Origin of the sequence: Pusillimonas sp., assembly GCF_029263785.1 — a bacterium.
GTDB lineage: Bacteria > Pseudomonadota > Gammaproteobacteria > Burkholderiales > Burkholderiaceae_B > Pusillimonas.
On record NZ_JAJUFE010000041.1, the window covers coordinates 1 to 22,207 of the forward strand.

The window sequence follows — 22,207 nt, forward strand, 5'->3', positions numbered from 1 at the left end:
CCGCCTACGGCGAGTACCGGTCAGCGATTACTCGTCTGCAGATCCGTCGGCGGAAGCAGCCTCATCACCGTCTTCGCCGTCGGCGCCGTCTGTCGAAGCACCGCCGCCCTTGACCAGCGCAGTAGCCAATGCGGGGTTGGCGGCTTCGCCCTGACCCACAAAGGTAACGCCCTTGGGCAGTTCGATATCGGCCAGGTGCAGGGTGGCGCCGGCTTCGAGGTTGCTGAGGTCAACTTCGATGTTCTGGGGAAGGTCTGCGGGCAAGCAGGTGATTTCGAGCTCGGTCAGCACGTGGCTGATGATGGCCTTGCTGATCTTGACGGCAGGCGATGCGTCACCATTAATGAAGTGCAGCGGCACTTTGGTGGTGATGGCCTGCTTGGCAACGACGCGCTGGAAATCCACATGTAGCACTTGCGGCTTGTATGGGTGCCATTGCACGGCACGAAGCAGAACCTGCTGCGATTTGCCGTCGAGTTGCATGTCGAGAATCGAAGCGTGGAAAGCTTCCTTGCGCAGCGCGTGGAAGATCTCGTTGTGGTCCAGCTCGATGTTCAGGGGCTTGTCGGCACCGCCATAGACAATGGCGGGAACACGGCCAGCGCGGCGCAGGCGGCGGCTCGCACCCGTACCTTGGACGCTACGCAAAGTGGCGTTGAATTTCATGGAAAGACTCCAATACACAAAGGGCTATTGCCCGTTAAAAAACGCGGCGAACTGCGCCGCGCGCTTTCACTGCCCCGCCGCGACCAGCGGGACAGCACATATATTTATTCCACAAACAGAGAGCTGACCGATTCGGCATTCGAAATGCGCAGCATGGTCTCGCCCAGCAGCGACGCGCAGGACAACTGGCGAATCTTGCCGCAGGCTGCGCCCTCTTCGGACAGGGGAATCGTGTCTGTTACAACAAGTTCGTCGAGCTCGGAATCCTTGATGCGATCGATGGCACCGCCGGAAAGCACCGGGTGAGTGCAGTATGCATACACCGCCTTGGCACCGCGCTCTTTCAGCGCCTGTGCCGCCTTGCACAGCGTGCCGGCCGTGTCGACCATATCGTCCATGATGATACAGGTGCGACCATCGATTTCTCCGATGATGTTCATCACCTCAGAAACATTGGCACGCGGACGACGCTTGTCGATAATGGCGAGGTCGGCTTCAAGCTGCTTGGCCAGCGCACGGGCACGGACCACACCACCGATGTCGGGCGAGACCACAACCACGTCTTTATAGTTGCGACGCCAGATATCACCCAGAAGGATGGGTCCTGCATATACGTTGTCGACGGGAATATCAAAAAAACCCTGGATCTGGTCAGCATGCAGATCCATGGTCATGACACGATCCACGCCCACGACCTGCAACATGTTGGCCACGACTTTGGCCGATATGGCAACGCGCGCGGAGCGAGGGCGACGATCTTGCCTGGCATAGCCAAAGTATGGGATAGCGGCCGTGATGCGGCCGGCAGATGCCCGGCGCAGCGCGTCGACCATTACCATGACTTCCATGAGATTGTCGTTGGTGGGAGCGCAGGTGGGCTGCAGTACGAACACGTCCTTGCCGCGGACGTTTTCGTTGATTTCGACCATGACCTCACCGTCTGAGAAACGGCCTACGGTCATTTTACCGAGCGACATGTCCAGATGATTGACAACGTCGACCGCCAACCGGGGATTGGCGGTGCCGGTGAAGATCATGAATCTGTCATTTGCCATGATGGATGGGATTCCGCGGCGTCAATAATAAAGCTGTTGACGCGCGTCAGTGCGACGCGCTGACTCAACAGCTTGTGATACATGGCCCAGACAGTTGGTCTGGGCCATGTTGTAAATGGCTGGGGAAGAAGGATTCGAACCTTCGCATGCTGGAATCAAAATCCAGTGCCTTAACCAGCTTGGCGATTCCCCAATTAATCTTTGGTCCAATACCGCAAGGGGTGATCGACGTAACCATGGCAAACCCACGTTTCATCAATGACCGGCACCGTGTTGCCACAGTTGGGTATTTTACCGATAATTTTCTGTTGGTTCAGCAGAGCTTGACCATGCGTTACAAACTGGGCAAATAAACACGAACCCGACCCAGTCATTCGAGCGGGTATCTGGTTCTGGGCTAAAAAAGCCAACGCTTTTTCGACCTTGGGATACCTTGCCCTGACAACTGGCTCTAAATCGTTGCGACCAAAATAAGCATGAAGCCCGTAAGCCTGCGTTTTATTTTGTTCCGCATGCGATTCATGCTGCCGTTCGCCCTGCGTTTGTTGCTGTTCAATTCGCTGCTGTTTAAGTAGCCAATCAGCAAAGACCGATATTTTGATGGGTTTAGTGTCGCGTGTCAAGTTGGGGTCGGTAAAAATGTCGCCTGTCGATACATGGACAGCCGGCCGCACCACCAGATATGCACTTGGAGACAACTCGATCGGCCTTAGAATTTCGCCTACCCCTTCGGCAAAAGCCGGCTGGCCGAATATGAAAACCGGCACGTCGGCACCCAGCGGCAAGGCCAGTTCCATCAGTTCACGCCGGGTCAGGCCGGTTTCCCAAAGCCGGTTCAATGCTATGAGCGTGGTTGCGGCATTGCTTGACCCACCCCCAAGGCCGCCCCCCGGCGGAATGCGCTTGACGCACGAGATGCGCGCACCCCACTTTGTGCCTGTAGTCTCGCGTAGCGCAGTAGCCGCCTTGAAGACAAGATCGTCTTGCGCGGACATACCGGGAATCGGACTTTCATAAACGATGGCGCCGTCGCCCACGCGCTCGAAGTTCAGGGTGTCAGACAGATCAATGAAGCGAAAGGCCGTTTGAAGCAAATGATAGCCATCGGCACGACGCCCTGTTACATGCAGGAAAAGATTCAACTTGGCCGGAGCCGGCACATTATGCAAATGCATGAAACTCGCTACTGCCCGTCTACAACAAGCCTCAGGCTGATGTCGCGCGCAGCTTCGGTGCGACGCAGCCGCAACAGGCGAGGCCCAAGATTGTCGTATCGCGTAAGCTCGACGCGCCAGTCTTGCTGCGCGAATCGATAAAGCCGGCCGTCGGCATCCTTTTCGACGTGCTCGGAGGGGCCGGGTGCAAGCCTGCCCTGCAACCAGTACCGTAAGCCTGCAACAGGGATAGGACTGCCCAGCACCTGCTCGACCAGGGCGTCCGGACTGGAGGCCTGTTCGACCGCACCGTTTGAACGGGTAAGTACCGCCCTGCCTGGCTGAAGATCAATGCGAGCCAGGGTATTGCCCAGCGGATTGGCCAGATCGAGTCGCTGTACCGACGATGTATCGCGCCACGCGAACCCGCCCTGCACGGCCTCTTGCTCGGAATTTCGCCGCTCGACGAGCAAGGCAAAACGCCCCGTGCGATCAAATGACGGGCCGGCGGCCGCTTCGTCAATGCGGGGAGGCGAAGCGCAGCCGGCCACCAATGCACCGATCAGACCGATACCCGCAAACAGCAGCCGGCGACGGTGGATATCTGCAGGATTTGACATGGGCATCAGGGGGCAACTCCGAATCGCTTCATGGTTTTGTTCAGCACTTCGCTATCGGCTTCCTTGGCATACGCTTCACGCCACACACGTCGGGCTTCATCATGCCGACCAAGGCGCCACAATACTTCGCCCAAGTGCGCCGCCACTTCGGCTGCCGGCAGCAGTTCGTACGAACGCTCCAGATACTCAAGGGCGGAGTCATAGTCGTTTACTCGATAAAAATACCAGCCCACACTATCGAGAATGTAGGGATTATCGGGCTCGAGCTCGAGCGCTCGCTCCAGCAGCTCGCGGGCTTCATCAAGCCGCGTGTCCTGGTCGACAAAGGTATACCCCAGGGAGTTGTACGCATTGGCATCGTCAGGCTTGAGCTCGATCACACTGCGCATCATTTCTTCAAAATCATCGTAACGACCCTGGCGCTCGTACAGCATGCCCAGATCGTATTTGATTTCTGACGTATTGGGCAGCTCTTTGTCAGCCTTGACAAGCACTTCGACCGCCTGCTCGGTGCGCCCACCTTCGCGCAGAATGGTCGACAGTGTCAGGGCAACAACCGCTCGCTCACGGTCGTTGGCCGGCTTCAGGGCAGCAAGTGTTCGGCGTGCCTGAGCCAGGTCCCCGCGCCGGCTTTCCAGAACCGCCTTGTGGATGCGCGCCTGAAACACCAGTGACGGGTCGTCTATCAGTTCAAGCTGATGAATCGCTTCGGCCAGATCTCCTTGTCGTTCTGCAATCTTGACGAGCATCAGTCGCGCATCCGACGAGTCGCCCATCGCATCGGTGGCCCTGTCGTCGACGGACTGACGACGCTGGGTCTGAACATTTATGTATTGCTGCAAAAGGTTGCGTGCCTCATCGAAGCGTTCGGCCCTGAAGTTGATCTCGGCCTCGGTATACAACAGGTCGAAATCCTCGGGCGTAGTCTGGCGTAGCGCATGTATGACGTTCAGCGCGCCTTCGAAATCTCCCCGGCGTACAAGGTGATTGGCCAACAACAGCTGCACCTTGGAAGCCTCGGGGTGGGCCCTGATGAAAGCCCGCGTTTCGGCCAGTGCCGCCTGCGGGTCTACGCTCATGCCATATTCCAGGACGCGCTGCGCGGCAGATTCCAGCGCAGGGTCAAGTGCCTGGGCCCGACGGGCCTCGTCAAGCGCGCGCTCCGGGTCGCCGGCTGCCCAGGCCGCGTCAGCCAGAACCACATGCGAAATCGGCAACGACCTTACCGGCGCACGCAGCGTACGCTCGAGCACGTCCAGGGCCACCTTCTTGTCGCTGAGCTTGGCGATGATGGCGGCAGCCTGAAGGATGGCGGTATCCTTATCTTCTGCGCGTTCTATCCGCTTCCATAAGGCCCCGGCCATGCCCGAGGTCTGCCCGTTTGACGCCGCCAGGGCCAGGGAACTTGCAACCGCTTCGGGGTCGCCAGGGGCCAGCAGGACCCATTGCTGGGCCGCCTCGTTGGCGCGAGCCATGTTGCGATTGATGATCGCAGCCCGGAACGCCTTTTGGGCCAGACGCGGATCAGAGGTATCCTTGGCCAGGCTAAGGAACTGCTCGCTGGCCACATCGAAATCACCGCGTTGGGCAGCAATTTCCGCCAGCAAAATGCGATACAGCAGATCGGGCGTGAGTGCAACAGCGGGCGGTTCCCCGGCTCGCAGCCGTATTTGCTCGACGACTTCGTCTTGAGCCGCCGACGCCATACCAGGAAACTGCAGACACAAACTTGCCGATACTGCCCAAAACAGGAGACTGGATAGTTTCATTCATGAATCGCCGCTGCGGCGCGATGCGAAAAGCGCAAAATGACGAAAATACATTATCAGATTTAGCGATGTTATCACCCTGTTATGCCTGAGCTCCCAGAAGTCGAAACCACGCGTCGCGGAATTGCGACGATAATGCCCGGCCGCCCACTGCGAAAATTAGCGGTTTACGAACCCAGAATGCGTTGGCCCGTACCTGCTGACCTATCCGAACGCGTAGCCAACCGCGTCGTTCAAAGCTGTGAGCGTCGGGGCAAATACCTGCTGCTAATCTTCGAGCACGGTACCATGCTTATCCATCTTGGCATGTCAGGCTCCCTGCGCCGCGTCCAGCTGGATGAGCCACGCCGCAAACATGACCATGTCGAATGGCTGTTCGACGACGCCCGCTTTCTGCTGCATGACCCGCGTCGTTTTGGGGCCGTGCTGTGGCATGACAACCAGGAAGGTTCGCTGCTTGAGCACCCGTTACTGGTCCGGCTGGGCGTCGAGCCCTTCGGACCGGATCTCACACCTGCCTTCCTGCACGATCGGTTCAAGGGCAAACGCCTCAATATCAAGCAGGCGCTTCTTGCCGGTGACATTGTTGTCGGCGTGGGCAATATCTACGCGTCAGAAGCCTTGTTTCGGGCACGCATTCACCCGATGACTCCCGCCGGGAGACTGTCGCTCAAGCGTTGCGAGCGACTTTGCGAATCCATACGCGCCACCTTGAGCGACGCACTGACTTCAGGAGGCAGCACGCTTCGCGACTACGTGAACGCAACCGGCAACCCCGGCTCTTACTTTGACATTCATGCCGCCGTATACGATCGCGAGAACAAACCTTGCAAGGCATGTGGCGCCTTGATTCGTCGCATTGTGCAAGGTCAGCGGGCCACCTATTACTGTCCGCGCTGCCAGCGGCACTGATTTTTTCAACACGTTGACACGGTACAGGCACAACCGCGACACTGACGTTAATCACCTACCTTACTGCGCCGCTTCACCCTATGTGGGAGACTGGCAATGACCAATTTGCAATACCAGACAGGTTTTTGCAACGATTGGGCAAGCGAAGCCCTGACCGGTGCCTTGCCCGTGGGCCGCAATTCGCCACAGCGCTGTCCTTACGGCCTGTATGCCGAACAGCTTTCGGGAACCGCTTTTACAGCACCACGTTCGGAAAACAGGCGAAGCTGGTTGTACCGTTTGCGGCCTTCCGCCGCAAACCAACGGCCGTTTTCATCCTACGAGGCTCAAGGCTGGGTAAGCCAGTTTGATCAAACGGCAACCCCTCCAAACCCCTTGCGGTGGAACCCGCGACCAGAAAACACGCAGCGTACTGACTGGGTCGATGGTGTCCAGACCTGGGCAGGCAACGGCAGTCCCGACCAACTGACGGGTGTTGCCATCCACCTTTATGCCGCGTCAGCTGACATGACCGGCCGCCACTTTTACAACGCCGACGGCGAATTTCTTTTTGTGCCGGTGAACGGTCGCTTGCACCTGGCCACCGAGCTTGGCCTGATCGAGCTGGAACCGGCCGAGATTGCCGTCATTCCAAGAGGAATCCGGTTTCGCGTTGAACTGCCCGATAACCATTCTTCCGGTTACCTGCTCGAGAACTTCGGCGCTCCCCTGCGGCTACCTGAACTGGGCCCCATTGGATCAAACGGCCTGGCCAACGCCAGGGACTTCGAAACGCCTGTTGCCTGGTATGAAGACAAAGCCGGCGAATTTGAACTGATCGCAAAATTTGCAGGCCGATTGTGGCGTACATCCATGGACCATTCCCCACTTGATGTCGTTGCCTGGCACGGCAACTACGCTCCATACAAATACGACCTGCGGCGCTTCAACGCCATAGGCTCGATCAGCTTTGATCACCCTGATCCAAGCATTTTCACCGTGCTGACATCTCCGTCCGACATGCCGGGCAGTGCCAATGTCGACGTGGTCGTGTTTGCGCCGCGCATACTTGTGGCTGAAAACACCTTTCGCCCACCCTGGTTTCATCGCAACGTTGCCAGCGAATTCATGGGCCTGATCCAGGGCGTATACGACGCAAAGGTCGATGGCTTCCTGCCTGGCGGTGCAAGCTTGCATAACTGCATGTCAGCCCACGGCCCTGATGCCCAGACCTTTTCCACCGCCCTGAACCAAAGCACCAACGAGCCACAGTACCTGCGCGACACCCTTGCCTTCATGTTCGAGACCCGGCGCATCATTCATCCCACCGGGCACGCCTTGAACTCGCCCCTGCTTCAGCAGGATTATCTGCAGTGCTGGCAAGACTTGCCCAAACACTTCGACCCACATCAACCCTAGTCACGCTGCGCGCCAACGAGCTTGCAGCAGTGCGCACGGAGACATCATGGCCGACCTGAACGAAACCCACGATCCCGACCTTGATAGCTGGGTGGAGTCCGCCAACGACGACGACTGCTGTTTCCCCATCCAAAACCTGCCATATGCCATGTACCGCCCTGAAGGCGAAGCTGAGTACAGAGCAGGCGTTGCCATAGGCCGGCACATACTCGACCTGCGCAAACTGGCCGAATTACACCCTTTCAGCGGCCTGGCCCAGCAAGCACTGGACGCGTGCCGCGGAAGCAGCCTGAATGAACTGATGAGTCTCGACCACGAGCATTGGTCTGCACTTCGCCTGGCCCTTTCACGCGCCCTGCGTCGCGGTTCCTCACTACAACAGGCATTGCAACCCCTGCTATCCACGCGGGCAACAGCCCAATTCACCTTGCCCGCCCAGATCGGTGACTACACCGACTTTTATATTTCCAAATACCACGCCACCACAGTAGGCAGCCTTTTCCGGCCCGACAATCCCCTGCTACCCAACTATAAATGGCTGCCCATCGGCTATCATGGCCGGGCATCCAGCATCAACGTGTCGGGTGCGGACTTCGCACGCCCTGCAGGCCAGGTACGCCCCGCCCCTGGTTCGGATACCCCCAGCTACAGCCCCAGCCAGCGCCTGGACTATGAGCTGGAGCTGGGCGTCTTCATAGGCTGCGGCAACGCCCTAGGTCAACGCATACCCATCGACGAAGCCGAGTCTCATGTGTTTGGGCTTTGCATACTCAACGATTGGTCTGCACGCGACATACAGGCCTGGGAATACCAGCCCCTTGGCCCCTTCCTTGCCAAGAGCTTCGCCAGCACAATATCTCCGTGGGTCGTGACACTGGAGGCACTGGCACCGTTTCGGACTGCATTTCGACGCGACGAAAGCGACCCGCAGCCGCTGGCCTATCTCAGCTCGGAACACAACACACTTAAAGGCGCCTTCGACATTCAACTCGAAGTTGCCCTAAGCACCCGCAAATCCCGCGCCGCCCGTCACGACCCCCATGTGCTCGCGCGCAGCAATCTCAAATACGCCTACTGGAACATCGCCCAACTGGTCGCACACCACACGGTCAACGGCTGCAACCTCCGTCCCGGCGACCTGCTGGGCACCGGCACCTTGTCCGGTCCCGACGCCGGCCAGGAAGGCTGCCTGCTCGAAATGACCCGGGGAGGCAAACAATGCGTCGCCCTGCCCTGGGGCGAGGACCGCAGCTTCCTCGAAGACTACGACCGCGTCATCATGCGGGCCTACTGCCAAAAAGAAGGCCACACCTCAATCGGATTCGGAGACTGCTCCGCAACCGTCCTGCCCGCAATTTGAAGAGGCCAAGAATCCTGAACGCAAGGGTCTGGAGTGGTTGGGGGGCTTGGCACCCGGCCAGACTATGCCGTTTTCTTAGCCGCGAGACAGAGGAGTTCGGCGTCACCTGTCCGAAGCCAAAGAAGCAACCTGTTCAGTCAGCCAGCACCTTTCCAGGATTCATTAACCCATCCGGATCCAACGCCCGCTTGATCCGCCGCATCAACTCCATTTCGACCGGATCCTTGTATCGGGGGAGCACATCCCGCTTCAGTTGTCCGACGCCATGCTCAGCACTGATCGACCCGCCAAGCTTATGCACATTGTCATGCACAATCTCGTACACCGCATCCTGCTGCGCAAGTAACTCGTCTTCGGAAAACGCCTGCCCACGAGCCACGTTGTAATGCAGGTTTCCATCACCCAAGTGACCAAATATCACGTGTTCAATACCGGGAAAGCGGGATTGCAGTGCCGCGTTCGTCGCCTCGATAAACACAGACATGTTCGAAACCGGCACCGACACATCATGCTTGATGCTTTTTCCAGCGTCCTTCTCGGCAAGCGGAATGCTCTCACGCAAATGCCACAATGCCTTGCTCTGAGAAATGTTTTCGGCAATGACCGCATCGGCAACCAGGCCGGCTTCGAACGCCTCACCCACTATCGTCTCAAAACGCTCGCGCGCATGTTCCGCACTTTCACTATCGGATATTTCGAGAAGCGCGTACCAGGGCAAAGCCGCTGACTCACCCTCGAACGGTATTTTCTGCTGTGGATAGTGCCGGTTGACCAGTTGCAGACAGTGGCCTGCAATCAGCTCGAATCCCGTAAGCGCCGGGCCAAATCCGCGGCGGGCGACCGACAACAGCGCCACCGCATCATCCACCGAGCCAAGCGCCACCAAAGCCGTGCATTGCGCAACCGGCAGCGGGAACAGCTTCAGCGTTGCTGCAGTAATGATGCCCAGGGTTCCTTCACTGCCCATGAACAGATTGCGCAAATCGTACCCGGTATTGTCCTTGCGCAACCCCCGCAAACCATGCCAGACCTTACCTTGCGGCGTCACTACCTCAAGGCCCAGCACCAGGTCGCGCGCATTTCCGTAGCGCAAGACTTGCGTGCCCCCCGCATTGGTAGCCAGATTGCCGCCAATAGTGCAACTGCCCTCAGCCGCCAGACTGAGCGGAAACAATCGATCCACCTCGCGCGCCGCCTGCTGTACCGACTGCAGGATGCAGCCCGCCTCGACTTCCATCGTGTCGTTGTCCGTGTCCACGCTGCGAATTCGATTCAGGCGGCCTAAAGACAGCACTATCGCCCTGCCGCTTGAATCCGGCGTCGCCGCACCGCATAAGCCGGTGTTTCCACCCTGCGGCACAATCGGCACACCGCTTGCAGCACACCACCTGACCACCTGCGCCACCTCCTCGGTCGATCCTGGCCGGACGACCGCCAGAGCCTGGCCGCGATACCGCCCACGCCAGTCCTCGACATAAGAAGCTGCGTCCGTCCCCGTGAGTACGTGAGCAGAACCCAGAAGTTCAACGAGTTGATCAAGTTTAGTCATTACCTGCCTTTGCTGAACGCGCCCTATGCGCGGTTAACCTGCTTCATTTTAGCCCCTGAGCGGCTGTGCAATAATCCCAAGGCCTGCGCGCGCAAAACGCGGATATTGAACAAACTGGCTTCAAGTACTGAATGCCGCTGTTTTTCATAACGAAGAAGGAAACTACGTGACATCCAGCAACGCCCTGCCTGATGCGGTTTTCAAGGCTTACGATATTCGTGGCACAGTGCCAGATCAAATCAACCCACAGTTCGCCCGCCTGCTGGGCCGAGCCCTGGCCCAGCGAGCCAAGTCGGAGGGCATCGAAACACTTGTGGTGGGTTACGACGGAAGGCTCAGCAGCCCCGATCTGGCAAAGGCCCTGCAGGAAGGCATCAACGCAGAAGGCGTCGACTCGCTGGATATAGGCATGGCACCGACACCGCTTGTCTACTATGCCGCACACACCCAGCGAACCGGATCCGGAGTTGCCATTACTGGCAGCCACAATCCGCCCAATTACAACGGCTTCAAAATGATGATGGGCGGCAAGACCCTGCACGGCGCAGATGTCCAGGCGCTAAAGCAGGTCATGAACGAAATCGACCCCACCGCAGAGTCACTGCAAGGCAGGCAATCAACGGTCAATCTTATCGATGACTACATCCAGCGCATAGCAGGCGATGTCAAGCTGGCGCGCCCCATGAAAATTGCCATCGATTGTGGAAACGGCGTCGGAGGCGCTGTTGCGCCCCAACTGTTCCGTGCCTTGGGTTGCAAGGTCGACGAACTGTACTGCGAGGTCGATGGGGGGTTTCCCAATCACCACCCCGACCCCGCCGACCCCGCCAACCTGCAAGACCTCATCCGACATGTACAGAACACAGACTGCGAGATAGGCCTTGCATTTGACGGCGACGCCGATCGCTTGGGAGTCGTGACAAAGTCGGGCGAAATCATCTGGCCCGACCGTCAGCTCATACTTTACGCCCGCGATGTATTGTCGCGCGAACCCGGTGCCACCATTATCTTCGACGTAAAATGCAGCCGTCACGTTGCAAGCTCCATTGCCCAGGCCGGCGGCACCCCGCTGATGTGGCAAACGGGCCATTCCATGATCAAGGCCAAGCTGGCTGAAACCAACGCACCGCTGGCCGGTGAAATGAGCGGTCATACCTTCTTCAAGGAGCGCTGGTTCGGCTTCGACGACGGCCTGTACACCGGGGCCCGGCTGCTCGAGATCCTGGCGCGAGCCAACGACCCCTCGGAAGTCCTTGAGGCCCTGCCCAAAGACCTGTCCACTCCCGAGCTCAAGCTTGAGATGGAAGAAGGCCAGCCCCACACATTAATTGCCCGGCTTCAGGCCGAGGGCAAGTTTCCGACGGCCCAAAGCATCAACACCATTGACGGAGTGCGTGCCGAGTACGCAGATGGCTTTGGCCTGGCGCGCGCATCAAATACGACACCGGTAGTGGTGCTGCGTTTCGAGGCAGACAGCCAGGAGGCCCTGGACCGGATCCAGCAGGAATTCCGGGACGCCCTGTATCCGCTTGCCGGCGACGCCCGCCTGCCCTTCTAGCGCAGGCCAACTTATGCCGGTGGTACAGCAGCCCCTAATCAAGGTCTGAAGCTTCAAACCGGTGCCTGGCGCCGGCGATATCCGCGAGCAGGCCATAGATTTCCAAATGGCGCTGCACGACCTGCCGGATATCGAATGCCCGCTCGGCCAACTGGCGACCTTGTTCGCCCATTTTTTGTCGAAGCACGGGGTCGTCGGCCAGGCGTTGCACCGCAAATGCCAACGCCGTGGCATCGCGGGCCGGCACAAGCAGACCTGTCTGGTCGGCCTCGACCGCGTCCCGACACCCCGGCACGTCCGTCGTGACCACAGCCCTGCCGCAAGCGGCGGCCTCGATCAGCGATTTTGGCAAACCTTCGCGATACGATGGCAAAACCGCGATGTGCGAGCGCGCATACAAGGCCGCCACATCGCTTTGTTCTCCAATATATTCAACGACGCCTTCTTCGCGCCACTGCTGCAGCTCTTGGGCAGTGATGCTCGCAGGGTTGCCACGATCCAGGCTTCCCGCAAGTACCCAGCGCAATACTCGCCTGCGTTCAGATGTCATGCGGGCTGCTTCAACAAATTCCCTTACTCCCTTATCTGCGAGCAGACGCGCGACCATGACGGCAACAACCGGGCCCTCTGGCTCGGGTGTGACCGCAAAGTGGTCCAGATCGACACCTGAGCCCCGAATCAGCTCAACCTGCTGCTGGCGCACAACGCCCGCCTTCAGCAGAACATCGCGGTCACTCGTGTTCTGGAAGATCACGCGACTGTTGCGATGGCCCAAAGCGAGCCGATACAAGGTCAGTGCGGACCATTTCAAAAAATCAAAGCCAGTGCGCTCACGCATGAAGATGAACCCGAGACCCGACACTGCGGCGACGTACGCCGGGACTCGCGCCAGACGCGCCGCGATCCCACCATACAACACGGGCTTGATGGTGACGGCATGCACTACATCGGGCCGCAAGCGGCGATACAGCCGCCACAAAGAGAACAAGGTTGCGGCCTCTTGCAAGGGGTTCTTTCCACTGCGCGACATGGGTACCGCGTGATGCTGCAGGCCATGCGAACGAATGTCGGCTGCAGCCTCTCCCGGCATGGTGGCCACATGTACCTCATAACCCGCGTCCTTGGCGGCCAACGCGATAGGCAAACGGTGCGACAAAAAGAACGCGGGGTTATTGACGACATATAGCAGCCGTCGCCCCTTGCGTTCATCCATGCCCTGGACCGATTTGGCGGCAGCGGATATGGGCGGCCGCCCCGACTCTTCAGCATCCGCCCTCAATGCTACGCGCTGGGGCGCAGGGTATTGCAAACCCAGGCGAGTCCAATGTTGCGTGTAGGACGACACCATCGCCTGCAAGCCAAATAGGCGTCGGACGCGTTCAGTGCCTTGCTGAATCCGCTCCAGCATTGCAGGCGAGCCCAGTTCCTGCAATGCATCTTGCATGGCCCTGCCCAATTCAACCGCATTCCGCGGCGGAACAACCCATCCGAAATCTCCCACGATACGCGCTGCGTCACCCACGTCGGTGACAACACAGGGCACACCCGCCGCCATGGCTTCAGCAACTACATTGGGAAAGCCCTCGGCACAACTGGACAACACATGAATATCCAGGGCCGACATGACATCGGGTATGTCATCGCGTCGCCCCAGCAAAACTACCTTTTCACGCAGCTGCCACCGGTCCAACAGTGCCATCAAGGCACCATTGTCGGGCGAGAGGCCTTGACCAATCAGCACGCAACGTGCGTTGGGAAACGCACGCAGACATACAGCAAACCCTTGCAAGAGATTCGCGTGATCTTTCAACGGATTCCAGCGAGCCACACTACCCACCAGCAGTGTGTTGTCATCAAGGTTCAGCTCGCGTCGAATTCGTGCTCGAGCCTCTTTGCGCGGTGTCCAGCGGGCAAGGTCGTAACCGTTGGGAATGACCACCATGCGATTCGCAGGGTACCCACGCGCCTCGTGGCGGGCCGCGGCATCCTGAGCGCAGGCGACGATGCCCGCAGGTACCAGACGTGCAAGTCGTGCGCAGATCCACGCAATGATATTGGTCAGTCGACTGCTTTTTTCGAGATTGGCGCCGGAATTTCGAATTCCCCATGACACGGCACGAATCCCGGCCAGGCGCGCGGTAACGCCACCGACCAGATCCGCATGATACATCCACGTCTGGACCACATCCGGCTTCAGGGACTTGAGCGAAGCGTGCAGCCGTCGCAGGCCGTCCCAGGTCAATCTTCCCGCCGGCATATCAAGGGTGATGACGGGGATGCCGGCATCCCGCAACAGGGGCCCGAACACCCCTTCACCCCCCATCGAAACGACAGTATGCCGGGTAGTCTGCCCGGGCGCAGTGACCAGCCGATGCAGCACAGTCTCGGCACCGCCCTGCCCCAAACCCGTGATGATATGCACGACGTGGAAGGTTTCACGTTCGATCATGTGCTTCCCTTCTGCTGCTGCCTGCCGTTGCCAAGCGGATAATCTCGTCCCACCGCTCGAGAATCTGCGGTAATGCGTAGCGCTGCCTGACCGACTCTGCACCTCGCTTCCCAAGCTTTTTTCGAAGCTCGTCGTCCTGCATCAGCTGTTCCAGACCCTTGCACAAACCAGCAACATCTCCTAACGGCACAAGCAGGGCATCCTGACCGTTTCTGGTCATTTCGGCAGGACCGCTCGGGCAATCGAATGCAATGCAGGGCAGCCCCAGCGCCATCGCCTCTAGCAGAACGTTGGGAAAACCTTCTACGGACGACGTCAGGGCAAACGCCTCTGCCTTGGCAAGCTCGTCCCAGGGCTGAGGGGTACGCCCAGGCAGCGCAATCCGTTCTTCCATATTCAACGCAGATATCTGCTTGAGTAAAAGATCACGTACGGGTCCTTCTCCCCATATGACCAGATCCCAGTCGGGAAATTGCGGCGCAAGCAGCGCGAAGACCTCGATCAGAACATCAAACTGTTTGGCCGGGACCAGCCTGCCCATTGCCATCAATCGCTTTCGCGCCAATTTTGGCAACGACGCATGCGGACGTTGCAGAAGACCTTCCGGAAGAGGGTTGGAGACCACCTCGAGACGCCGGATGCCGGGAACCATGCGCTTGAATGGTTCGACGCTGGAGTCTGCCTGTACCGTAACCACATCGGCACTTGGGTACAGAACGCGGCGCAATTGCCGCAGGACAAAACCGCTATTGGTGGCGGCCATGGGGCTTGTCCTCTCACAAACCACTATCGGAACGCGCAAACGCGTTCGTGCCAGCAATGCCATCACGTTTACGTTGGTAAGGAAAGAGATGACCACGTCTGGCTCTTCATCGCGCATCATCTGGCGCAGCGCCCTGAGCTTGGCCAGGGTGACGCTTGCCCGATTGCCAGCACCTGGTAAACGATCAGCTATCCATACCAGCTTGACCTTGGCGTTCAGGGGGTAAAAGCACTCGCCTCGTCGAGGGTAGGTCGACACCAGCGTAATGTCGTCTCCCCGATCCGCCCACGCACTGGCCAGCGTTGTCGCCACCCTTTCGGCACCGCCGCTATTCAACGAGCTCGCCAAGAACAATATCTTCATGGTCTGATGCGTCTTGCAGCGAGTTCAACCGGCAACATTCGTTTCATCTCGGTGCTCCAGAGTTCGGGTCTGATCGGGGACGATTCCGGCGATCAAGGCTCAATGGCCGCGCAAGACCTCATCCCACAAGGCCATTACACGGGCCGTCGAAAATCGGTCCAGCACATCGACAGCACGACGCGCGCACGCACGCCGCTTGTCCTCATGCCCCATCATGTCAGAAAGATGGGCGGCCAGCGCATCAGCGTCTTCGGGCGGGTTCACGAGCGCTCCGTCTATGCCATGACGGATAATCTCGCGCGGGCCGGTTTCACAATCAAACGCCACCGGGGCCAGACCGCTTGCCATGGCTTCAAGCAAGGTATTCGACAGGCCTTCGACGCGGGAACTGAGCACATACAGATCAGACTCGGCATACCATTGCCCCACGTTGCCAACCCGACCCGGCATGCTTACACGCTCGGACAGGCCCGCCGCCTTGATTTGTTCCTGCAACGCCTCCCTGCACTTGCCCTCGCCAAGTATGACCAGGTCCCAATTAGGGAAATAGGTCGCCACCTGTCTGAACGCATCCAGCAAAATGTCGAAACCTTTCAGGTGGTGCAAGCGCCCGACAGCCAGCAGCCGGCGCCTGCCATAACGGGCAGGCGGTTCAACGACGGGTTCTCCGACAGGCATGGGCCAACGAACCGAATTCGGAATGACGCTAAGCCGCGATCCCGGCACGTTCTGCTCGAGCCAGGCGGCGGTGCCCGAAGTGAGGGCCACCACCCGTTCGGCCCTGGGGTACGCCCAACGCCGCAAGCGCTGCCACAGGGGCGATATCGTCTGCGCAGGTGGATGCGTGTGTTCCGTTGCAATAACCCGGCATGGCAAGCCTTGAGCCGCCATGACGGAAAGTATCGAAGAAGTGGTCATCATGCCCAGCACCAGCGACGGCTTCTCGCGACGGAAAATGCGTCGCAATTTCCAGACCCGGTGTGCATTCGCAAGAACTCCTCGCAGCCCACCTCCGGTTTCTGCGGCTGTGCCCAGCACAATACGTTTGACACGATGATCGAGTTCGTAAACATCGCCCGACGCATCCGCCTGGGTCACAAGGGCAACCCGATAGCCGCGACTGACCCAGTAAGAAGACAGATCGACAGCTACCCTTTCAGCTCCTCCCCCTCGCAGGGAGTGGATGACGATCATCAAATAGGAAGAACGAGTGGAAGAACGCGACAAATTATCTACCTTGACATCCTCAGCGTACCGCGGTCGCCGGTTTCGGCGATCGCAACGCAACAACTACATAACAGCTATAGGACAGCGCATACATGCAACTGGTTGCCAGCATGATTCCGGCGGTGCCCATGGTGGGCGCCAGGATCTGGTTCATGATCGCCTTGATGGCAAAATTGGCCACCGCTATCGCAGCCATGATCCGATAGCGGTTTTGACTGGCTAAAAGCTGTACCAGGATCAGCACTCCGAAATAGAACGGAAGCTGTAAAAGACCCCACCGCAAAACATGCGCTACTGCCTGAGTATCCTGTTCGGTGAATGCACCTCGTTCAAAAAGCAGGCTGACGCCCCAGGGTGCCAGCAGCCACCCCAATGCCGCCGCCGCTGCGCCAGCTGCAAGCATCCACACTGACCATTTCAAGGCGACCGCCCGGGCGTGTGCGGTGTCGCCACGACTGTGTACATCGGCCAGTACCGGCAAGGCGGCACGCCCTACCGACGCGGCTCCGATGCCCAGTACAAGCGACAGGAGGCGCGCAGCGTAACCGAGGGTCGCGTTAGCATTGGCGCCCAGGTTGGCTGCAGTATATTGATCAATCGGCCCCACAAAACTCATGGCGACTTGCCCAACAAGCATAATGCCGGCGGCCTTGACCAGGTCGGGCCATTGAGGCGCTGAAAAGCCCAGGCGCGGGCGACCCCACATTCCGTCGGCACGAGACGCCAGCCATAGCAGCCAGGCGGATTGGATCAGGTAACCAACGAGGGTGCCCCAAAGCAGCGGACCAACACTATCGACGGAGACCGCCAGCAACACCCAGACAAGGATGACTACAGCCGGCACGCTATCCAGCAAGGTATTGATGTGACGCTCGTGGGCACGCAAGCGCGCCGCACTGATGCCGGTCAACAAGGTAAGCATGGCAGCGGGCGCAAACGCAAACATCAACTGCGACGTCATCCGCTGGGTCTGTGGATCGAGCCCTTGCCCCGCAAACTGCAGCAGGTACGGCCACGCAAGGTAGGTCAGGACGGCGAGCACCACCCCAAGCGCGATCGTCCATGCTTGCAGCTCACCCAGAAAGCGCGCCCGGGCGGAACGTTCTTCACGCCGCGTTCGCACCAATACAGGAATCAGCACGACCGATAACGCCCCCACGATGGTGACGGGCAGCCAGCTGGCCATGGTCAGCGTAAACTGATAGGCATCAACAACGTCGCTGATACCGTAGCGGTATGCGACCGCCATCTCTTTTAGTGCGCCGGCCGCCTTGCCCAATAACAAAAAGAAGGCGACTCGGGCGGCACCCTTTGCGATGCGACGATGGTCCGCGTGAAGTCCGGCCAAGCGCTGAGAAAAAGTCTTCAAGTCAACGAAGGAACTGGGTATACCAAGGCATCGCAACTTCCAGACCCTGCACGATATTGTGCATCGGCTCGTAACCCAGAAGCTCTTTGGCTTTGCTGATATCGGCCTGCGAGTGCCGGACATCGCCCGCACGGAATTCACGGTAGACAGGCTGCTTATCGTACTTGACACCTTGGCTTTCAAGCGTCCGAGCCAGATACTGGAACAGCTCATTCAGGGTGGTACGCGCATTGAAAGCCACGTTGTACACCTGGTTGACGCCTTCCGGCTGGGCAAGAGCCGCCAATATATTGGCTTGAACAGCGTTCTCGACAAAGCAGAAGTCGCGGCTTGTTTCGCCATCGCCGTTTACGATGACCTCTTCGCCACGGATCATTGCTGCCACCCACTTTGGAATGACTGCCGCATATGCTCCATTAGGATCTTGACGCTTGCCAAACACATTGAAGTAGCGCAGGCCTACGCTTCCAAAGCCATATGAACGCGCGAACACATCGGCGTAAAGCTCATTGACATACTTGGTGACCGCATACGGCGACAAGGGCCGTCCTATCTGGTCTTCGACTTTAGGCAAGGCCTCGTGGTCACCGTAAGTGGAGCTGGAAGCTGCATACACGAAGGATTTGACCTTTGCATCGCGTGCAGCCACCAGAACATTCAGAAAGCCCGAAACATTGACTTCGTTGCTGGTGATGGGGTCCTGCAGTGACCGGGGCACCGAACCCAGCGCAGCCTGATGCAAGACGTAATCGACGTCCTGCATGGCACGCCGGCATACATCCAGGTCACGGATGTCGCCCTCGATAAACGAAAAGTTTGCCCACTTGTCGCCGCCAACCGTCTTCTGAACCTCATCCAGATTATGTTGGTAGCCGGTCGAGAAGTTGTCCAGCCCAACTACCTTTTGGCCCAAGGCCAAAAGGGTCTCAAGAATGTTCGAGCCAATGAAGCCGGCGCAACCTGTCACCAGCCAGCGTTTGGGTTCCTCGCGCAGCGACGCGATGACCTCTTGATAGCGTTTACTCATGTGCACCTCCGGTTTCGTGATCACAGGCGTAGGTCCGATTGATCTGCCGGCACGATGTACTTGAGATCGTAAAATACATGTTGCGGCTTGCCCAGCGCACGAATGGCATCAGCTCCCATCTGAACAAACTGCTCATGAGCGACTGCCACAATGATGCCGTCGTAGCTGCCTTGCGCAGGTGCCTTGACGGGCGTGATGCCGTATTCTTCTTGCGAAGCCGCTTCGTCGACCCAAGGATCGTAAACGTCGACATCAATGCTGTACTCGCCCAGCTCGCGAACAATATCCACCACCCGTGTGTTGCGCAGGTCGGGGCAGTTCTCTTTGAACGCCAGGCCCATTACCAGAACCTTGGACCCTTGCACCTGGATGCAACGCTTTGTCATGGCCTTTACAAGCTGAGAAACCACATAGCTTCCCATGGAGTCATTCAGGCGGCGGCCGGCCAAGATGATTTCCGGGTGATAGCCAATGGACTGGGCCTTGTGCGTCAGATAGTACGGATCAACGCCAATGCAATGTCCGCCCACCAGGCCAGGGCGGAATGGCAGGAAGTTCCACTTGGTTCCTGCCGCTTCGAGTACCGCCTGAGTATCGATGCCCAGACGATTGAATATAAGGGCAAGTTCGTTAATGAGTGCGATATTGACGTCGCGCTGGGTATTTTCGATGACCTTGGCAGCCTCAGCCACCCGGATGGACGTCGCCTTATGCGTGCCTGCGGTAATGATCTGACCATAAAGCTGGTCGACCAGTTCGGCCACTTCCGGGGTGGAACCCGACGTCACCTTCTTGATGGTGGACACGCGGTGCAGCTTGTCGCCTGGATTGATACGCTCGGGGCTGTAGCCTGCGTAAAAATCTTCGTTGAAGCGCAGGCCCGACACCCGCTCCAGAACAGGGACGCAGTCTTCTTCGGTGGCTCCGGGGTAAACCGTGGACTCGTAAATAACGATGTCACCCCGCTTGAGCACTTTTCCGATGGTTTCACTGGCACGAATCAAGGGTGTCAGGTCGGGCTGCTTGAAGTCATCGATAGGCGTGGGTACCGTCACGATGTATACGTTTGCGCGGGCAAGCATTTCGGCCTCGTGGGAAAACTCCAACTGAGTAGCCTGAGCCAGTTCTTCGGGCTCGACTTCGAGCGTATGATCCATGCCCTGTTTTAGCTCGGCAATTCGCTTGGCATTGATATCAAACCCAAGAACGGGGCGCTTTTTCCCGAATTCCACCGCCAATGGAAGGCCTACATAGCCCAGGCCGACGACAGCCAGTTTTACGTCTTGCAGTTGCAAACCAAATCTCCCAGAAAGAATTTTTGAATGATATTAATGGGTTCCCGATTAGCTCGCACGTCATTCCACTGCAAGTCACACCGGCTTCCCGATGTCAACGCTTGTCGCGCGTATTGCGACCCAATGATGGCAGCAGAAGCCATGATGGGCGGCGCCACAATACCAGGCGCGTATAAATCCAGATGTACACGGCAGCAAACACCACCAGACTGATGCACAGGATAACCGGATCGTCCCACCAGATAGTAGCGGGTGCCAGACCAATCAGAGTCAACACCCATAGGTAAGGCGAAGCCATGGCGTTGCACAAGGCAGGTACTGCATGTCGCCGATCGCGACTGAAGGTTACACGCACCAGACGACGGAAAACCAGTTGATGCAAATGCAGGGCGTCTGGCTGGTCTACAGGTGTGCCGCGTTTGAAGCGGCGGCGCCAGATTGAGAACAATGTCTCGAACACTGGATAAAACACCGCAGCCAGGGCATAGAACGGCGAGACGCCTGGATTACGCACTACGAGTTGCACGGCAAGCTCGGCCAACATGAAGCCCAAAAAATACGCTCCGCCGTCTCCGAGAAAGACGCGACCAAAGGGGAAGTTCCACACCAGGAATCCCAACGTGGCGGACGCCAACGCCGCCGCAATCAGGAAAATGGGAATATCCTGGACCTGAAGCGCAACAAGACCGATGGACAGTGCCATGAGCGTTGCTACCATGCCGGCCAGACCATTCATTCCGTCCACGATGTTCAGGGCGTGTGTGCACCCGCCGACCGCCACGACTGTCACAATCAGGGAAATCGGCCAGAACTGCAATAACCAGTCGATGCCGGTAAACCCGACACGTGAAACTCCACCCAGCAGCCACCATGCGATTGCGGCAGACACAAAGGCGGCCATCAGGCGCTTGCCGGCCCCCACTTCTTTGGTGATGTCCTCGAGGAGCCCGGCTACAAACACCGGCATGGCGGCAATAAACAGCACCGGCCAGAGCCAGGTAAGCGTCATGTTGCTGGGTCCGAGAACCAGCAATCCTGCCAAGCTGCCCGCCACCACGGCCAACCCTCCTACCCGGGGCGCGGCCCGCGAATGCGAGGCCTGGGGCTTGGACATGTCGGAATCGCCGGTAAAGGCACCGTGCCAGCGTTCAGACGCGACAATGAGTCCGCCGACCGTAAAGGCGACAATACAGATATAAAGCCAAGTCAGAGTGTCCCAGGTTTGAGGCACAGTCAGAGATTTCCCGGTTATGAATCCACGTTCCAATGGGGCTGATCGAGACGCCGCAATAGGGCGCGGGCAACAGCCGATTGATCAACCCACATTATGATCCGAAACTGTAACAGTCAGGGCAAACCCTTAAAAAATATGCGAGCAAAAATGTAACAGAACGCGAATTGACCGCGCCGAATCGGCATAGGGGCAGCTCTGATGAACTGCGCCTCTGCCACACCACCTGGCATGCGCGTCCGCACCGCAGTGATCAGCTTAGGGCGGGACATGCACCGCAGGAGAGCAACCTGCCGGGCGCACAATCGGCATAGGGGGCAGTTCTGATGAACTGCGCCCCTGCCACACCACCCGGCATGCGGGTCCGCACCGGGCGGTTCGAGAAGTTGAGGTTAAGAGAGCCTCGGAACGCCTAGTCTATCGAAGTGGGCTACGGGCAAGG

Annotated in this window: 17 protein-coding genes, 1 tRNA gene and 1 pseudogene; 4 read left to right on the forward strand and 15 right to left on the reverse strand. The window is 58.5% G+C overall.

Annotated elements, in window-relative coordinates; genetic code table 11:
* Positions 1-27: 27 nt before the first annotated feature.
* The 6 genes from Q1J88_RS09910 to Q1J88_RS09935 form a co-directional block, all read right to left on the reverse strand.
* Positions 28-666, reverse strand: a complete 639-nt coding sequence (locus tag Q1J88_RS09910) for a 50S ribosomal protein L25/general stress protein Ctc (RefSeq protein WP_301117496.1) — start codon at positions 664-666, stop codon at positions 28-30.
* 104 nt (positions 667-770) lie between these two features.
* Positions 771-1,721: a ribose-phosphate pyrophosphokinase gene (locus tag Q1J88_RS09915; RefSeq protein WP_301117497.1), complete on the reverse strand. Its 951-nt coding sequence runs from the start codon at positions 1,719-1,721 to the stop codon at positions 771-773.
* A gap of 116 nt (positions 1,722-1,837) precedes the next feature.
* Positions 1,838-1,914, reverse strand: a tRNA-Gln gene (locus Q1J88_RS09920).
* Position 1,915: 1 nt separating this feature from the next.
* A complete protein-coding gene (ispE, locus tag Q1J88_RS09925; protein ID WP_301117498.1) occupies positions 1,916-2,896 on the reverse strand; it encodes a 4-(cytidine 5'-diphospho)-2-C-methyl-D-erythritol kinase in 981 nt (326 codons plus the stop codon).
* Positions 2,897-2,904: 8 nt separating this feature from the next.
* Entirely contained in the window at positions 2,905-3,495 is a 591-nt protein-coding gene (gene lolB, locus Q1J88_RS09930; protein WP_301117499.1) for a lipoprotein insertase outer membrane protein LolB, read from the reverse strand.
* A gap of 5 nt (positions 3,496-3,500) precedes the next feature.
* On the reverse strand, positions 3,501-5,264 hold the full coding sequence (locus Q1J88_RS09935; protein ID WP_301117500.1) for a tetratricopeptide repeat protein: 1,764 nt from the start codon (positions 5,262-5,264) through the stop codon (positions 3,501-3,503).
* An 84-nt stretch (positions 5,265-5,348) separates the two neighbouring features.
* Here Q1J88_RS09935 and mutM point away from each other — a divergent pair, with 84 nt between their 5' ends.
* The 3 genes from mutM to fahA all read left to right on the forward strand — a co-directional run bounded on the left by mutM (position 5,349) and on the right by fahA (position 8,934).
* Positions 5,349-6,176 carry a bifunctional DNA-formamidopyrimidine glycosylase/DNA-(apurinic or apyrimidinic site) lyase gene (gene mutM / locus Q1J88_RS09940; protein WP_301117501.1) on the forward strand — a complete coding sequence of 276 codons (828 nt, stop codon included), beginning with the start codon at positions 5,349-5,351 and terminating at the stop codon, positions 6,174-6,176.
* A gap of 96 nt (positions 6,177-6,272) precedes the next feature.
* Positions 6,273-7,574, forward strand: a complete 1,302-nt coding sequence (gene hmgA / locus Q1J88_RS09945) for a homogentisate 1,2-dioxygenase (protein ID WP_301117502.1) — start codon at positions 6,273-6,275, stop codon at positions 7,572-7,574.
* Positions 7,575-7,620: 46 nt separating this feature from the next.
* Positions 7,621-8,934 carry a fumarylacetoacetase gene (gene fahA / locus Q1J88_RS09950; RefSeq protein ID WP_301117503.1) on the forward strand — a complete coding sequence of 438 codons (1,314 nt, stop codon included), beginning with the start codon at positions 7,621-7,623 and terminating at the stop codon, positions 8,932-8,934.
* Between the two features lie 133 nt (positions 8,935-9,067).
* Here the strand turns inward: fahA and Q1J88_RS09955 are convergent, their stop codons facing one another.
* Complete coding sequence (locus Q1J88_RS09955) at positions 9,068-10,483, reverse strand: FAD-binding oxidoreductase (RefSeq protein WP_301117504.1); 1,416 nt, start codon at positions 10,481-10,483, stop codon at positions 9,068-9,070.
* A 166-nt stretch (positions 10,484-10,649) separates the two neighbouring features.
* On the opposite strand from Q1J88_RS09955, the gene Q1J88_RS09960 reads away from it, so the two are divergent.
* Entirely contained in the window at positions 10,650-12,041 is a 1,392-nt protein-coding gene (locus Q1J88_RS09960) for a phosphomannomutase/phosphoglucomutase (protein ID WP_301117505.1), read from the forward strand.
* Between the two features lie 34 nt (positions 12,042-12,075).
* Here Q1J88_RS09960 and Q1J88_RS12920 read toward each other — a convergent pair whose 3' ends face one another.
* From Q1J88_RS12920 to Q1J88_RS09995, 8 genes and pseudogenes are all read right to left on the reverse strand, one after another.
* Positions 12,076-13,254 carry a glycosyltransferase family 4 protein gene (locus tag Q1J88_RS12920; RefSeq protein ID WP_324216032.1) on the reverse strand — a complete coding sequence of 393 codons (1,179 nt, stop codon included), beginning with the start codon at positions 13,252-13,254 and terminating at the stop codon, positions 12,076-12,078.
* A gap of 219 nt (positions 13,255-13,473) precedes the next feature.
* Positions 13,474-14,490: pseudogene (locus tag Q1J88_RS12925) on the reverse strand (glycosyltransferase); the annotation flags it as partial.
* Positions 14,477-15,616, reverse strand: a complete 1,140-nt coding sequence (locus tag Q1J88_RS09970) for a glycosyltransferase family 4 protein (RefSeq protein WP_301117507.1) — start codon at positions 15,614-15,616, stop codon at positions 14,477-14,479. The gene Q1J88_RS09970 and the pseudogene Q1J88_RS12925, both read right to left, overlap by 14 nt.
* A 99-nt stretch (positions 15,617-15,715) precedes the next feature.
* Positions 15,716-16,810 carry a glycosyltransferase family 4 protein gene (locus Q1J88_RS09975; RefSeq protein ID WP_301117511.1) on the reverse strand — a complete coding sequence of 365 codons (1,095 nt, stop codon included), beginning with the start codon at positions 16,808-16,810 and terminating at the stop codon, positions 15,716-15,718.
* 52 nt (positions 16,811-16,862) lie between these two features.
* On the reverse strand, positions 16,863-18,212 hold the full coding sequence (locus tag Q1J88_RS09980; RefSeq protein ID WP_301117508.1) for a lipid II flippase MurJ: 1,350 nt from the start codon (positions 18,210-18,212) through the stop codon (positions 16,863-16,865).
* Position 18,213: 1 nt separating this feature from the next.
* The gene (locus Q1J88_RS09985) at positions 18,214-19,239 is read right to left on the reverse strand and encodes an SDR family oxidoreductase (protein WP_301117509.1); all 1,026 of its coding nucleotides are present in this window, start codon (positions 19,237-19,239) and stop codon (positions 18,214-18,216) included.
* A 20-nt stretch (positions 19,240-19,259) separates the two neighbouring features.
* Positions 19,260-20,534: a Vi polysaccharide biosynthesis UDP-N-acetylglucosamine C-6 dehydrogenase TviB gene (gene tviB, locus Q1J88_RS09990; RefSeq protein WP_301117510.1), complete on the reverse strand. Its 1,275-nt coding sequence runs from the start codon at positions 20,532-20,534 to the stop codon at positions 19,260-19,262.
* A 94-nt stretch (positions 20,535-20,628) separates the two neighbouring features.
* Positions 20,629-21,744 (reverse strand): glycosyltransferase, encoded by a 1,116-nt coding sequence (locus Q1J88_RS09995; RefSeq protein ID WP_301117512.1) that lies wholly within the window; start codon positions 21,742-21,744, stop codon positions 20,629-20,631.
* Positions 21,745-22,207 lie beyond the last annotated feature (463 nt).

Excerpts from the sequence above, each read along its gene's own strand:
- Q1J88_RS09910 (WP_301117496.1), bottom strand. The coding sequence starts at position 666 with ATGAAATTCAACGCCACTTTGCGTAGCGTCCAAGGTACGGGTGCGAGC.
- Q1J88_RS09915 (WP_301117497.1), bottom strand. The coding sequence starts at position 1,721 with ATGGCAAATGACAGATTCATGATCTTCACCGGCACCGCCAATCCCCGG.
- ispE (WP_301117498.1), bottom strand. The coding sequence starts at position 2,896 with ATGCATTTGCATAATGTGCCGGCTCCGGCCAAGTTGAATCTTTTCCTG.
- lolB (WP_301117499.1), bottom strand. The coding sequence starts at position 3,495 with ATGTCAAATCCTGCAGATATCCACCGTCGCCGGCTGCTGTTTGCGGGT.
- Q1J88_RS09935 (WP_301117500.1), bottom strand. The coding sequence starts at position 5,264 with ATGAAACTATCCAGTCTCCTGTTTTGGGCAGTATCGGCAAGTTTGTGT.
- mutM (WP_301117501.1), top strand. The coding sequence starts at position 5,349 with ATGCCTGAGCTCCCAGAAGTCGAAACCACGCGTCGCGGAATTGCGACG.
- hmgA (WP_301117502.1), top strand. The coding sequence starts at position 6,273 with ATGACCAATTTGCAATACCAGACAGGTTTTTGCAACGATTGGGCAAGC.
- fahA (WP_301117503.1), top strand. The coding sequence starts at position 7,621 with ATGGCCGACCTGAACGAAACCCACGATCCCGACCTTGATAGCTGGGTG.
- Q1J88_RS09955 (WP_301117504.1), bottom strand. The coding sequence starts at position 10,483 with ATGACTAAACTTGATCAACTCGTTGAACTTCTGGGTTCTGCTCACGTA.
- Q1J88_RS12920 (WP_324216032.1), bottom strand. The coding sequence starts at position 13,254 with ATGGATGAACGCAAGGGGCGACGGCTGCTATATGTCGTCAATAACCCC.
- Q1J88_RS09970 (WP_301117507.1), bottom strand. The coding sequence starts at position 15,616 with ATGAAGATATTGTTCTTGGCGAGCTCGTTGAATAGCGGCGGTGCCGAA.
- Q1J88_RS09975 (WP_301117511.1), bottom strand. The coding sequence starts at position 16,810 with ATGATCGTCATCCACTCCCTGCGAGGGGGAGGAGCTGAAAGGGTAGCT.
- Q1J88_RS09985 (WP_301117509.1), bottom strand. The coding sequence starts at position 19,239 with ATGAGTAAACGCTATCAAGAGGTCATCGCGTCGCTGCGCGAGGAACCC.